The following is a 13,397-nucleotide window of genomic DNA, read 5'->3' as shown; positions in this document are numbered from 1 at the left end:
GAATGAGCAGGACGGCGCATCGGCGCAGCGGGGGACGAGATGGACTTGTCGGGCTTCAACATCGCCGTGATCATCATTGTGGTGGTGATCGTCATGGCGATCGGGCTCGGTGTCCGCACCGTTCCCCAGGGTTACAATTTCACCGTCGAGCGCTTCGGCCGCTATTCGCGCACGCTGGGTGCCGGTCTCGGGCTGATCTGGCCCTGGATCGACCGCATCGGCCACAAGGTGAATGTCATGGAGCAGGTGCTCGACATTCCCTCGCAGGAGGCGATCACCAAGGACAATGCCGGCGTGCGCATCGATGCCGCCGCCTTCTACCAGGTGCTCGATGCGGCCAAGGCCTGCTACGAGGTGTCCTCGCTCAACGACGCTCTGATGGTCCTGACCATGACCAATATCCGCACCGTCGTCGGCTCGATGGACCTCGACCAGCTCCTGTCGCATCGAGACGAGATCAACGAGCGGCTGCTGCGCGTCATGGATGCGGCGGCCTCGCCCTGGGGCGTCAAGGTCACGCGCATCGAGATCCGCGACATCCTGCCGCCGGCCGATATCGCCGGCGCGATGAACCGGCAGATGAAGGCCGAGCGCGAGAAGCGCGCCGCGATCCTGGAAGCCGAGGGCTTGCGCCAATCCGAGATCCTCAAGGCCGAAGGCCAGAAGCAATCGCAGATTCTGGCGGCCGAAGGCCGTAAGGAATCGGCTTTGCGCGATGCGGAGGCGCGCGAGCGGCTGGCGCAGGCCGAAGCGAATGCCACGGCCATGGTTTCGGAAGCGATCAGCCGCGGCGACATCCAGGCCGCCAATTTCCTGATCGCCGAGCGTTATACCGATGCGTTGAAGGCGATCGCATCGAGCCAGAACAGCAAGGTCGTGATCGTGCCGATCGAGGCGGCGGCGCTCGCCGGCACGGTCGGCGGCATCGCGCAGCTCACCAAGGCCGTATTTGGAGATGAGGCCGTCATGCAGCGCCGGGGCGGCACCGGCTCGGTGCCGGTCTCCGGACGCAGCAGCGACTGAGGCAGACGACGATGCCCGACTGGCTTGCGACACATAATGGCTGGCTCTGGGCCATTCTCGGCCTGCTGCTGGTCGGCGGCGAGATGCTGGCCCCGGGCGTCTTCCTGATCTGGCTGGGGCTGGCGGCACTCGTCACCGGCGCGGTTGTCGGCCTCTTCGGTCTCGGCTGGCAGGCGGCCTGCATCGTCTTCGCGATCTTCGCCATCGCCTGTGTCGCCGGCGGCCGCATGCTGACGCGCCGCAAGAGCGAGGAGCCCGATGCCGCGACCGGGCTCAACGATCGCGGCCGCCAGCTCATCGGCAAGGTGTTCCGGCTGGAAACGACGATGACGGGCGGCGAGGGGCGCGTGCGCGTCGGCGATTCGTCGTGGCGGATCGTCGGCCCCGAATTGCTGGCCGGGGCCGAGGTCAAGGTCGTCAGGGTCGAAGGCTCGACGCTGGTCGTCGAAAAGGCCTGAAGCCCGCCATGAGATTTTTGCATCGGTCGCGATGTTTTTCGCGGCTGAGTTGCGTCTAGGGCGTTGGCCTGCCGGGCTGCCGGGACTATAGCAACCGCTCCTCCGTGAGCGCATCGTCATGACCAGTCCCAGCGAACGCCTTTCCCTTCCGAAGGACCGCATCAAGGTCCTGCTCCTGGAAGGCATCAACGATTCCGCCGTCGAACTGCTGGAGCAGGCCGGCTACAGCAATCTTGTGAGGCTGCCGAAGGCGCTCGATCGCGACGGCCTGCTCAAGGCGATCCAGGGCGTGCATGTGCTCGGCATCCGCTCGCGCACCCAGCTCACGCCGGAGATCTTCGCCGGGGCCGACAGGCTCTTTGCCGTCGGCTGCTTCTCGGTCGGCACCAATCAGGTGGATCTGGAGGCTGCGCGTTTGCGCGGCGTGCCCGTGTTCAACGCGCCGTTCTCGAACACGCGCAGCGTCGCCGAGCTCACCATCGGCGAGATCGTCATGCTGCTCCGGCGCATTCCGGACCGCTCGCGCGACGCGCATCAGGGCGGCTGGGACAAGTCGGCCAACGGTTCGTTCGAGGTGCGCGGCAAGACGCTCGGCATCGTCGGTTACGGCAATATCGGCAGCCAGCTCTCGACTCTGGCCGAGGCGATGGGCATGCGGGTGATCTATTACGATCACACCGACCGGCTGCGCCACGGCAATACCGAGCCCACGGCGAGCCTCAACGCTTTGCTCGGCGCCGCCGATATCGTCTCGCTGCACGTGCCGGAGACGGCTCAGACGGCGGGCATGATCGGCGCGGCGCAGATCGCGGCGATGAAGCAGGGCGCCTATCTCATCAACAATTCGCGTGGCACTGTCGTCGATCTCGACGCGGTGGCGGCTGCGCTGAAGAGCGGCCATCTGGCGGGCGCGGCGGTCGACGTCTTCCCGGTCGAGCCGGCCTCCAATGCCGAGCGCTTCGTCACGCCGCTGCAGGGCCTCTCCAACGTGATCCTGACGCCGCATATCGGCGGTTCGACCGAGGAGGCGCAGGAGCGCATCGGGGCGGAGGTCGCGCGCAAGCTGGTCGATTATTCCGATGTGGGCTCGACCGTGGGCGCGGTGAACTTCCCGCAGGTGCAGTTGCCGGCCCGTGCGATCGGCACGCGCTTCATCCATGTCCAGCGCAACGTGCCGGGCATGCTGCGACGCCTCAACGACGTCTTCGCCAGCCGGCAGGTCAACATCGCCGCCCAGAACTACCAGACGGACGGCGAGGTCGGATATGTCGTGATGGAGGCGGACGGCGTGTCGAGCAACGAGGCGCGCGACATCCTGCGTGAGATCCGCACCCTCGACGGTACGATCCGCGCCCGCCTGCTGAACCAGCGCAATTGAACTGGCTCACTTCACACGGAAACACGCTGTCATTCCGGGCTTGACCCGGAATCCATCACGAGGCTCGGCGCTTTCCGATGGATTCCGGATCGGCGGCGCCTCGCGGCTTGTCCGGACGGCGTCACTTTGCCTGAAGTGCCGTGTCAGGCCGGCTTCTTGGTCTTGGCGCCGGGCTTGATCGGCGTCTGAGCCGCGACGGGATCGCTGGCGGGGAAGGTGTCCTTCAAGGCGCGATTGAGCTCGGCGTCCTTGCCGTGCTTGCGCTCGGCTTCGCGCTGCTCTTTCTGCTCCTGGCGCAAGCTTTCCTTGGCGGGATTGGCTGTGGCGGTCATGATCGCTCCCTTCGGCGTGATGGTTCTCCGAGGAAACGCGGCTCGGCTCGGCACGTTCCGCCAGAACGCCAGCGCAGGCGCGCCATGACGAAGCGAGCCTGCCTCTGGACCGGGGCGGTCAGCCTTCCCATGTGGTGAAGCTACCTCGTTCCGCCGGGCTATCCCGACGCCAGCCACAGGGGCCGTCATGGTCGCGATCTCCGTCCTCGATCTCGTTCCCGTCGTCGAAGGGGAGGGGCCGCGCGAGGCCCTGCTGAAATCCACCGACCTGATCCGCCATGCGGAGCAGCTTGGCTATACCCGCTACTGGGTGGCCGAGCATCACAACATGGTCGGCATCGCCAGCGCCGCGACATCGGTGGTGATCGGGCAGCTCGCGGCCGCGACCAGCACGATCCGGGTCGGTGCCGGCGGCATCATGCTGCCGAACCATGCGCCGCTGGTCATCGCCGAGCAGTTCGGCACGCTGGAGGCACTTTTCCCGGGGCGCATCGATCTTGGCCTCGGCCGCGCGCCCGGCACCGACCAGCTCACGCTGAGGGCCCTGCGCCGCAGCCCGATGTCATCCGACAGCTTCCCGCAGGACGTGCTCGAATTGCAGGCTTTGTTCGCGCCGGCCGGGCCGAACCAGGCGATCCGCGCCGTGCCGGGCGAGGGGCTGAACATTCCGCTCTGGATTCTCGGGTCGAGCCTGTTCGGCGCGCAGCTCGCGGCCGAGCTCGGCTTGCCCTACAGCTTCGCCTCGCATTTTGCGCCGGATGCGCTGATGCAGGCGCTCGCCGTCTATCGCGAGCGCTTCAAGCCGTCCGAGCAGCTCGTGGCGCCCCATGCGATGCCCGGCATCAATGTCGTGGCTGCCGACACGGACGAGGAGGCGCGTTATCTCGCGACCTCGCTGCAGCAGCGTTTTGTCGGCATGGTCCGGGGTGCACGCGGCAAGCTCCAGCCGCCGATCGACGATATCGAGCAATACTGGTCGCCGGCGGAGAAGGCGCATGTCTCGGGGATGCTGCGCTATGCCTTCATCGGTTCGCCTGAGACACTGAAGCGTACACTCGGCGCCTTCGTACGCGAAACCGGGGCGGACGAGATCATGATCACCGCGCCGATCTTCGACCACGAGAAGCGCAAGCGCTCGTTCGAGCTCGTAGCCGGGATGGCGAGCGAGCTGGGGTCGTAGGTCTGTCTTTCCATGGAAACACACCGTTATTCCGGACAGGCGCCGCAGCTGCGCCGATCCGGGATCCAGCAAGGGCTCTGCGCTCAACGATGGATCCCGAGCCCGTTCCGGGATGATCAACGCTTCCCGGAATAACTTGTTGGTATCGAGACGCATTTGCGATTATATTGCAAATGAGAATGATTTTCTTATGGGCCTTTTTGCAATCAGCGGTCGTCATTGCTATGGCAAGGCATGAGCGAGACCGACCGGCGCATTGCCGTTTTCGAGAGCCAGTTGAAGGGGGCCGGGCTGCGCATGACGCAGCAGCGGCGGCTGATCCTGCGCGTGCTGGCCGAAGCCGACGACCATCCCGATGCGAAGGGCATCTTCACCCGCGCCTTCGCGCATGACCCGACCCTGTCGCTCTCGACCGTCTACAGGACGATGAAGGTGCTGGAATCGCAAGGCGCGATCGAGCGCCATGCCTTCGAGGACGGCATCTCGCGTTACGAGCATGCCGATCAGGAGCATCACGACCACCTGATCGATGTCGATTCCGGCGAGGTGATCGAGTTCTCCTCGGATGCGATCGAGGAATTGCAGCGCCGTATCGCGGCGGAGCTCGGCTATGAGCTCGTCCGTCATCGCCTGGAGCTCTACGGCCGCAAGAAGCAGCCGGCCCGGAAGCCAGCGCGCAAGCGGGGCTGAGACTTGCCATTCCGAGGCTTCGTCTCAGCGGAGCCTCCAACCCAAGAACATGGCTTTTCCTTCATGGTCGGGCTTGTGCCGACCATCCACGCCTTCCCTCATGCCATGCGTTGCTCAAGACATGGATCCTCGCCACGGGGGCGAGCATGACGACGGTTGGAGCAGCATCGTGCACGTGGAGTCTGGATTCAGGCCTGCGGGCTGCCCCTGAATGACGGCGTGAAGCGGTTTGCCGCCTGGGCTCAGCCGTTGACGACGTCGTTGTAGTCCGGGTGCTTCGCGAGCCAGCCCTGCAAGAACTCGCAGCGCACTACGGCCTTGCGCCCGCTCGCACGCAGTAGTTCGAAGACGCCCTTCGCGAGTTTCGAGCCGATGCCCTGTCCGCCGAACTCCGCGGGCACCTCGGTATGGACCAGCACCAACCGCTCGCCGTCGCGGCGATAAGCCACGAGCGCGGTGCCGCCGTCGAGCGGCAACTCGAAACGCTTCTGCTCGGCGTTCTCGACGACATCCATGGTGCAGGCTCCTTCAGATCAACCTTGCGCTTCGGCGCGCCAGGGGTAGCTCCAGGTTTCGGTGAGCGTCTTGCCGCCACTGCGCAGGAAGGCGCGCATCTCGGCGAGCTGGCCCGGCTCGACCACGACGTCGACGAAGGCGCGGAAGCCGTCGGTCTTGCGGTTCGGCACGATGAAGGCGCGGTCGATCCGGCCATAGGCGATCGAGGGCACGATCTCGACCTTCTCCGGCTGCTTCAGATAGTAGTCGAGATCGCCGCCGGCGAAGTCGATGATGAAGCGGCGCGAGCCCTCGGTCACCGGCTCGCCCGAGCCCAGCGCCTTGGGCTTGGCCTGGTAGGTGTTGACCACCCGTCCGCCCGGATGCAGGTCGCTGGAATCGAGCATCGCGATCAGCTTGTAGCCGAAGGAGAATTCCTTGCCCGGCTCTAGCGGCGTCTTCGGCGCCCAGAGCGCGACGATATTGTCGTTGGTCTCGTCGGTCGTCGGCATCTCGATCAATTCGACGACGCCCTCGCCCCAGTCGCCCTGCGGCTCGATCCAGTAGGAGGGCCGCAGCTCGTAGGAGAGGTCTAGATCCTGGTAGTGCTCGAAGGTGCGGTCGCGCTGCATCAGGCCGAAGCCGCGAATGTTGCGCTCGACGAAAGAGGAGACGGCCTGCTGCTTCGGGTTGCGCAGCGGGCGCCAGATCCATTCGCCGCTGCCGGAATGGATCATCAGCCCATCGGAATCGTGCAGTTCGCTGCGGAAATCGTCGAAGAAGCGGCGGTCGTTTTCTCCGGTGAAGAACATCGAGGTCAGCGGCGCCAGGCCGAGCTTTTCGATCGGCGCACGCGGATAGAGCGTGGCGGCGACCTCCATGACGGTGTCGAGATCGGGATAGATGGTGAAGCGATAGGCGCCGGTGACGGCCGGCGAATCGAGCAGGGTGTGGATGACGATGCGCTCGGCATTGGCGGCCGGTTGCTCGACCCAGAACTCGCGGAAGACCGGGAACTCCTCGGCGGCCGTGCCGGCGCCGATCGAGAGGCCGCGGGCGGAGAGGCCGTAGCGCTGGCCGCGGCCGAGCACGCGGAAATAGCTCGCGCCGATGAAGGAGATCAGCTCGTCGAAGACGCGGGGGTCGTTGAGCGGATAATGCAGGCGGAAGCCGGCGAAGCCGAGATTGACCGGCAGCGGCTTGTCGAACTTGACCTTGCCGTAATCGAACAGGTTCGCGGCATAGGGCACCGGCATCGGCACGCCGTCGCGCACGACATTCACCGTGACCGGGCGGGTGAAGAGGAAGCCCGGATGGAACATCTGCATGCGGAAGGGCGAGCCGTTCTGCGCCAGCAGGGCGCGCTCCGGCCGGAAGCGGATGTCGCGCCAGGAGTCGTAATCGAGCTTGGCGAGCGCCTCCGGCAGCGGCGCGATCGGCTCATAGGGGACGGCGGCGATCTCGCGGGCGCGGCGCTGCACGTCCTCGAAGCCGAAGCGCGGCTGCGGCGCGGCGTTCTGCGGGGCCGGCGGCGGTTGCGGGCCCTGCTGCTGCGGCTGGGGCTGCTGGGCCAGGAGGACGGAGGGCGCGGCCGAAAGGCACAGCGCGGCTGAAAGTCCGCCCAGGATGCGGCGGCGGTCTGTCGTGGTCATGCGTGGTCCGTCTTCCCGTCGCCTCGGCTCGGCAAAATAGGCGGCTACCGAGAGTTAAGGCCATGAAATGGGGCCGGTCTAGGGCCTGCGGCATTGACAGGAGATGAACATGCGGCAACCTTTGCGCCCGGCCGGATGCGGCCAGCCGCTCGCGCCCAGCCCAGGGCAAGGTGAACGCATCCATCAAGTTCCTGTCCTGATCCCGATCGACTCGTGGACGGATATCGGCAAGGCGAGCCCCGATCCCAACCGTCCGCAGCGAAAAGGATCACGACGATGCGTAGCTTTCGCGATGCGAAGCTGATGGCCAAGAGCCTGCGCGACACCATGGCTTCACGGCAGGTGCCGCTTTCCCACTCCGAGACCCTGGAAATCGTGGCGCGCCAATTCGGCTATGACGACTGGAACGTGCTGGCGGCGAAGATCGGCGAGGCCGCGCCCGAGAAGCCGGCGGAGGCGGTCCGCCTCCAGATGGGGATCCCGATCCTCAGGATCTTCGACGAGGCCAAGGCGAAGGAATTCTATCTCGACTTCCTCGGCTTCACGATGGACTGGGACCACCGCTTCGGGCCGAACATGCCGCTCTACATGCAGGTGTCGCGTTCCGGCCTGCAGCTCCATCTCTCCGAACATCATGGCGATGCCAGCCCCGGCTCGACCGTCTTCGTCTGGATGGAGGGGATCGATGCCCTGCACGCCGAATTGACGGCCAAGGGCTATACCTACTCCAAGCCGGGCATCGAGGAGGACGGGCCCGGCGGCCGGACGCTGCAGGTGCCCGATCCCTTCGGCAACAGAATCCGCTTCTGCGAGAAGCGCGGCTAACTCCTAGCCGGCGAAGGGCTTTTTCCCGTCAACCCGTTCCCGAGCGGGCGCGGATCGGCCCTGCAAAAAAATGCGGCCCCGGGCGCATAAAACACTTGTGGTCCGGGGCAAGCGTCCGTATATCGCGTTCACCCAATTCGCACGTGCCTGTGGCCGCGTGCTGGTCGGTGGGCATCCGGACAAGAGGCCGGACAGCCGCCAGGGGTTGGAGGACGGATGGAGGGGATGGACATCCCTCAAATCACGCCTCCCGTTTCTCGCAAGAGAGGCGTTCCCCGACACAGACCAGCAGCCGGAGGCAAAACCGGCGAACCCCGAATCTCCACGGGGGACGCAGCTTAAAGCAACGACGGAGCGGGCTTTTTTGGTCTCGCCGGCTTTCCACAGGCCGGCACCGAAGAGGCTTGTCCTTCATTGCCGGCCGTGCGGGGTCTTCCCCAATCGAACGGTGTTTCGGGTCCGGACGTCTCGTCCGCTGTCACAGGCGTCTCCACAGCGCCTTGCGATGGCAACGATTCATTCGGCGATACATCGCATCGACGCCGCTTGCGTCGAAGGGGAGTCGCGTCTCATGACCGACCGCATCCGTGAGTTTCTTCGTACCCGCCGCGAGGACGGGCCCTGCGTCGTCATCGACACCGATGTCGTGCGCGAGAACTATCATGCCTTCGCCCGTGCGCTGCCCGACACCCGCGTGTTCTACGCGGTGAAAGCCAACCCGGCGCCGGAGGTGCTCGCCCTGCTCGCCAAGCTCGGCTCCTGCTTCGATTGCGCCTCGGTCGTCGAGATCGAGCTCGCGCTCGCCGCCGGCGCCACCGCCGACCGCATCTCCTTCGGCAACACCATCAAGAAGGAGCGCGACGTCGTGCGCGCCATGGAGCTCGGCGTGCGCCTGTTCGCCGTCGACTGCACGGCCGAGGTCGAGAAGGTCGCCCGTTCCGCCGAGAAGACCGGCACCAAGGACGCGCGCATCTTCTGCCGCATCCTCTGCGACGGTGCCGGCGCCGACTGGCCGCTCTCGCGCAAGTTCGGCTGCGTGCCCGAGATGGCCGCAGACGTGCTCGAGCACGGCCATCGCATGGGCCTCATGGCCTATGGCATCTCGTTCCATGTCGGCTCGCAGCAGGCGAACGTGAACGCCTGGGATTCGGCCCTGGCTTCGGCCTCGGCGATCTTCAAGGAATGCGCCACCCGTGGCATCTCGCTGTCGATGGTCAACCTCGGCGGCGGCTTCCCGGCGCGCTACCTGAAGCCGATTCCGGGCGTGCCGTCCTATGGCGACGCGATCTTCCGGGCGCTGTCGAAGCATTTCGGCAACCAGCTCCCCGAGACGATCATCGAGCCGGGCCGCGGCATGGTCGGCGAAGCCGGCCTGATCGAGGCCGAGGTCGTGCTGATCTCGAAGAAGGCCGAGTCGGACGAGGTCCGCTGGGTCTATCTCGACATCGGCAAGTTCAACGGTCTCGCCGAGACCATGGACGAGGCGATCCGCTACCCCATCCGCACCGTGCGCGATGGCGATGCGACCGTCCCGTGCGTGCTCGCCGGCCCGACCTGCGACTCGGTCGACGTCATGTACGAGAAGACCCCGTACATGCTGCCCTTCTCGCTGGAGATCGGCGACAAGGTGCTGATCGAGGGCACGGGCGCCTATACGACGACCTATTCGGCCGTCGCCTTCAACGGCTTCCCGCCGCTGAAGCAGTACGTCATCTGACGTCGGAAGGAGCGCGAGCTCCTTCCTGATCCTATCGGGTCCGGCGAAGCGCCCTGTCTGAGACGGCAGGCTGCCCGGTCAAACGGGCGGAGCGTTCGTATCTCCAGAACGGAGATGCGGGCGTGGCTCCCGCCGGACCCCTCTTCCCCACATCGTTCCATTGTGGCCGCGCGCGAGCGTGGCGCCGGGTAGGTCCATGAGAATGGGCGCTCCGGCCGGAGGTGCGTCATGATCACGATCCGCGACGAGATCGCCATCGACATTCCCGCCCGCGAGGCGCTGCTCGACCGTTGCCTGGGCGAGCGCCGCACCGCCAAGTCCAGCGAGCGCCTGCGCGAGGGCCGCCTGCCGGCGCAAGGCCTGGCGCTCACCGCCGAGCGCGACGGCGAATTGCTGGCCACCGTCCGCCTCTGGCATGTGGAAGCCAATGGCGTGCCGGCGCTGCTGCTCGGCCCGCTCGCAGTGAAGCCTGAATTGCAGGGCGAGGGGCTCGGCAAGGCGATGATGCGCGAGGCACTCTGGCGCGCGGCCTGCCGCGGGCATGGCGCCGTCATCCTCGTCGGCGATGCGCCCTATTACGCCCGGTTCGGCTTCGACCCGGCGCTGACGCGCGATCTCGCGATGCCCGGCCCGGTCGAGCGCGAGCGCTTCCTCGCGATCGAATTGCGCGACGGCGCGCTCGACGGTGCGCGTGGCGTGCTCGTCGCCAGCGGCGCCATGATCCCTGCGACCCTCGAAGCGGACGAGGTGGCGCAGGCCGCCTGACGTTCCCGACCCATCGTCATCGCGCCGTCATCGCCCGGCGCTTTCCATGCGTTCACCCGCGGGGAAGGCGCGCCGGCGATTGACGGCGCGATTTTGCGCCCATACGACCCTTTCGGCCCGTTTTATCCCCAGAACCCAGGAGTTACAGAGAATGACGAATTGGCCCGTCTACGGCGAGATCACCGGCCCGATCGTGATGATCGGCTTCGGCTCGATCGGCCGCGGTACGCTGCCGCTGCTCGAACGTCACCTCAAGTTCGACAAGAGCCGCTTCGTCGTCATTGCTCCCGATGATTCCAATCGCCACCTGCTCGACGAGCGCGGCATCCGCTTCATCCACGAAGCCGTCACCCTCGAGAACTACAAGGAGTTCCTGACGCCCTTGCTGACGGCCGGCGGCGGGCAGGGCTTCTGTGTCAATCTCTCCTGCGACACCGGCTCGCGCGACATCATGGAGCTCTGCTCCAGCCTCGGCGCGCTCTATATCGACACGGTCAACGAGCCCTGGCTCGGCTTCTATTTCGACGAGAGCAAGGGGCCGGGCGAGCGCTCGAACTATGCTTTGCGCGAGATGACGCTGGCCGCCAAGCGCGCCCGCGCGCCCGGCTCGACGACGGCCGTCTCCTGCTGCGGCGCCAATCCCGGCATGGCTTCCTGGCTCGCCAAGAAGGCCCTGCTGAACGTTGCCGCCGACATGCGCCTCAACGTGCCGCAGCCGAAGACCCGCGAGGAATGGGCCTCCCTGATGAAGCAGGTCGGCGTCAAGGGCATCCATATCGCCGAGCGCGACACGCAGCGCTCGAAGAACCCCAAGCCGCCGGGCGTCTTCGTCAATACCTGGTCGGTCGAGGGCTTCATCTCCGAGGGCGTGCAGCCGGCCGAGCTCGGCTGGGGCACCCATGAAAAATGGATGCCGGAGAATGCGCGCACCCACGAGACCGGATCGCAGGCCGCGATCTACCTGATGCAGGCCGGCGCCGAGACCAAGGTGCGGAGCTGGTGCCCGACGCCGGGGCCGCAATACGGCTTCCTGGTCACGCATAACGAGTCGATCTCGATCGCGGACTATTTCACCGTGCGCGACGAGACCGGCAAGGCGATCTACCGGCCGACCTGCCACTACGCCTACCATCCCGCGAACGACGCGGTGCTCTCGCTGCACGAGATGTTCGGCAATGCCGGCCGTCCGCAGGAGGAGCACCACATCCTCGAGGAGAACGAGGTCGTCGACGGCATCGACGAACTCGGCGTGCTGCTCTACGGCCATGACAAGGGCGCCTATTGGTTCGGCTCGCAGCTCTCGACCGAGGAGGCGCGCAAGCTGGCGCCGTACCAGACCGCGACCGGGCTGCAGGTTACCTCGGCCGTGCTCGCCGGCATGGTCTGGGCGCTGGAGAACCCGAAGGCCGGCATCGTCGAGGTCGAGGAGATGGACCTCGACCGCTGCCTCGCGATCCAGATGCCCTATCTCGGACCGGTGAAGGGCTACTACAGCGACTGGACGCCGCTCGACGGCCGCCCGGGCCTGTTCCCGGAGGATATCGACACCAGCGATCCCTGGCAGTTCCGGAACATCCTGGTTCGCTAAGAGCTACTATTTGAAGGGTGTCATCCCGTGCGCGCTGCGGCATGTAAATGCCGCTGCGCAGACACGGGATCGTTTTCAGGAAAGGGCGCCTTCTCATGCAGGGGGCGCCCTTGTCTTTATGGGGTGCCTTTTTCTGAGGGCGGTCCCGCATCTGCGCAGCAGCACTACGTGCCGCGGCGCGTGCGGGATGACACGCTATGATCGGCGGACCTTCACGCCGGCCAGTAGCGCCGCGCCTGCCAGGAAGAACACGATCAGCACGGCCAGTCCCGCGCGCTGGCTGGCGAAGATCGTCGTCGCCAGCGCGACCAAGGTCGGCCCCAGGAAGGACGTGACCTTCCCCGAGAGGGCGAACAGCCCGAAGAACTCGCCGATACGCCCGGGAGGCGCCAGCCGCGCCATCAGGCTGCGCGAGGCCGCCTGCATCGGTCCGGCGACGAGGCCGATCAGCAGGCCCAGGCCCAGATAGACCCGCTCCGGCAGCGAGGCGTAGAGCCCGTCGCCCGGGGCGGGCGGGGCGGCCGGAATCACGAAGAGGATATGGTCGGCGCTGAGCGAGAGGATGCCCAGGCAGGCGAAGAGCAGGCAGGCGATCGCGCCCAGGATCACCGGTTTGCCGCCGATCGCATCGTCGAGCTTGCCGCCGGCCCAGGCGCCGAGCGTGCCTGTGATGGTCAACAGGATGCCGAAGATGCCGAGCTCGATGGTCTGCCAGCCGAAGACGCCGGCCGCATAGATGCCGCCGAAGGCGAAGAGCGCGACCAGCGCATCCTGATAGATCATGTTGGCGAGCAGGAAGCGGCCGAGCGCAGGCAGCTTCGGCAATTCGGCGAGCGTCGCCTTCAACCGTCCCACGCCGCCCTGCGCGGCTTCCGAGAGGCTCAAGCCTGTCCGGCGCGAATCCGGCGTGAGCAGGAACATCGGCGTGACGAAGACCACGAACCAGAGCGCGGTCAGCGGGCCGGAGAAGCGGTCGCCCTCGCGCGCGGCGGCATCGAGCCCGAGGATCGGCGCGATGCCGGCCAGGGTCTTGCCGGTCTGCGGATCGGCGGCCAGCAGGCCGAGCGTAATCGCCAGGGACAGGAGACCGCCGAGATAGCCGACGGCCCAGCCGGTGCCCGAGAGCCAGCCGAGCCGCTCCGGCGGCACCAGCCGCGTCATCATGGCGTTGTTGAAGGTGGTGGCGAATTCGGCGCCGATCGTCGCGATGACGAAGCCCGTAAGCGCGATCGGCACTGCGGTCGTCGAACCCGGCACCGCAAACCAGAGCATGGTGGAACCGACGACGAGGAGC

General features: G+C 66.4%; 13 protein-coding genes. 9 read left to right on the top strand and 4 right to left on the bottom strand.

The window, feature by feature from the left end:
• Positions 1 to 39 precede the first annotated feature (39 nt).
• From JHD80_RS08790 to serA, 3 genes are all read left to right on the top strand, one after another.
• Complete coding sequence (locus JHD80_RS08790) at positions 40 to 1,023, top strand: SPFH domain-containing protein (protein WP_199086141.1); 984 nt, start codon at positions 40 to 42, stop codon at positions 1,021 to 1,023.
• A gap of 11 nt (positions 1,024 to 1,034) precedes the next feature.
• A complete protein-coding gene (locus JHD80_RS08785; RefSeq protein WP_199086140.1) occupies positions 1,035 to 1,481 on the top strand; it encodes an NfeD family protein in 447 nt (148 codons plus the stop codon).
• A gap of 118 nt (positions 1,482 to 1,599) precedes the next feature.
• Positions 1,600 to 2,859, top strand: coding sequence for a phosphoglycerate dehydrogenase (gene serA, locus JHD80_RS08780; protein WP_199086138.1), 1,260 nt, complete (start codon positions 1,600 to 1,602; stop codon positions 2,857 to 2,859).
• 143 nt (positions 2,860 to 3,002) lie between these two features.
• On the opposite strand, the gene JHD80_RS08775 is transcribed toward serA, so the two are convergent.
• On the bottom strand, positions 3,003 to 3,191 hold the full coding sequence (locus JHD80_RS08775) for a hypothetical protein (protein ID WP_199086136.1): 189 nt from the start codon (positions 3,189 to 3,191) through the stop codon (positions 3,003 to 3,005).
• A 187-nt stretch (positions 3,192 to 3,378) separates the two neighbouring features.
• On the opposite strand from JHD80_RS08775, the gene JHD80_RS08770 reads away from it, so the two are divergent.
• Both JHD80_RS08770 and JHD80_RS08765 read left to right on the top strand, forming a co-directional pair.
• Positions 3,379 to 4,371, top strand: coding sequence for an LLM class flavin-dependent oxidoreductase (locus JHD80_RS08770; protein ID WP_199086134.1), 993 nt, complete (start codon positions 3,379 to 3,381; stop codon positions 4,369 to 4,371).
• A 234-nt stretch (positions 4,372 to 4,605) separates the two neighbouring features.
• Positions 4,606 to 5,061, top strand: coding sequence for a Fur family transcriptional regulator (locus JHD80_RS08765; protein ID WP_199086132.1), 456 nt, complete (start codon positions 4,606 to 4,608; stop codon positions 5,059 to 5,061).
• A 242-nt stretch (positions 5,062 to 5,303) separates the two neighbouring features.
• Here the strand turns inward: JHD80_RS08765 and JHD80_RS08760 are convergent, their stop codons facing one another.
• Together JHD80_RS08760 and JHD80_RS08755 are read right to left on the bottom strand one after the other, a co-directional pair.
• The gene (locus JHD80_RS08760) at positions 5,304 to 5,576 is read right to left on the bottom strand and encodes a GNAT family N-acetyltransferase (protein WP_199086130.1); all 273 of its coding nucleotides are present in this window, start codon (positions 5,574 to 5,576) and stop codon (positions 5,304 to 5,306) included.
• A gap of 18 nt (positions 5,577 to 5,594) precedes the next feature.
• The gene (locus JHD80_RS08755) at positions 5,595 to 7,208 is read right to left on the bottom strand and encodes an OpgD/OpgG family glucan biosynthesis protein (protein WP_199086128.1); all 1,614 of its coding nucleotides are present in this window, start codon (positions 7,206 to 7,208) and stop codon (positions 5,595 to 5,597) included.
• A gap of 276 nt (positions 7,209 to 7,484) precedes the next feature.
• Between JHD80_RS08755 and JHD80_RS08750 the strand changes: the two genes are divergently transcribed.
• From JHD80_RS08750 to JHD80_RS08735, 4 genes are all read left to right on the top strand, one after another.
• Positions 7,485 to 8,033 carry a glyoxalase superfamily protein gene (locus tag JHD80_RS08750; protein WP_199086126.1) on the top strand — a complete coding sequence of 183 codons (549 nt, stop codon included), beginning with the start codon at positions 7,485 to 7,487 and terminating at the stop codon, positions 8,031 to 8,033.
• Between the two features lie 571 nt (positions 8,034 to 8,604).
• Positions 8,605 to 9,750: a type III PLP-dependent enzyme gene (locus JHD80_RS08745; protein ID WP_199086124.1), complete on the top strand. Its 1,146-nt coding sequence runs from the start codon at positions 8,605 to 8,607 to the stop codon at positions 9,748 to 9,750.
• A gap of 228 nt (positions 9,751 to 9,978) precedes the next feature.
• A complete protein-coding gene (locus tag JHD80_RS08740; protein ID WP_199086123.1) occupies positions 9,979 to 10,515 on the top strand; it encodes a GNAT family N-acetyltransferase in 537 nt (178 codons plus the stop codon).
• 151 nt (positions 10,516 to 10,666) lie between these two features.
• Positions 10,667 to 12,103: a homospermidine synthase gene (locus tag JHD80_RS08735; RefSeq protein ID WP_199086121.1), complete on the top strand. Its 1,437-nt coding sequence runs from the start codon at positions 10,667 to 10,669 to the stop codon at positions 12,101 to 12,103.
• A 195-nt stretch (positions 12,104 to 12,298) separates the two neighbouring features.
• On the opposite strand, the gene JHD80_RS08730 is transcribed toward JHD80_RS08735, so the two are convergent.
• A partial coding sequence (locus JHD80_RS08730) for an MFS transporter (protein WP_199086119.1) occupies positions 12,299 to 13,397 on the bottom strand: 1,099 nt, incomplete at its 5' end.

Origin of the sequence: Allobosea sp. ASV33, from assembly GCF_016428755.1 — a bacterium.
GTDB lineage: Bacteria > Pseudomonadota > Alphaproteobacteria > Rhizobiales > Beijerinckiaceae > Allobosea.
Note: the sequence above shows the minus strand (reverse complement) of the source record. Positions and strands in the feature narration are given on the sequence as shown.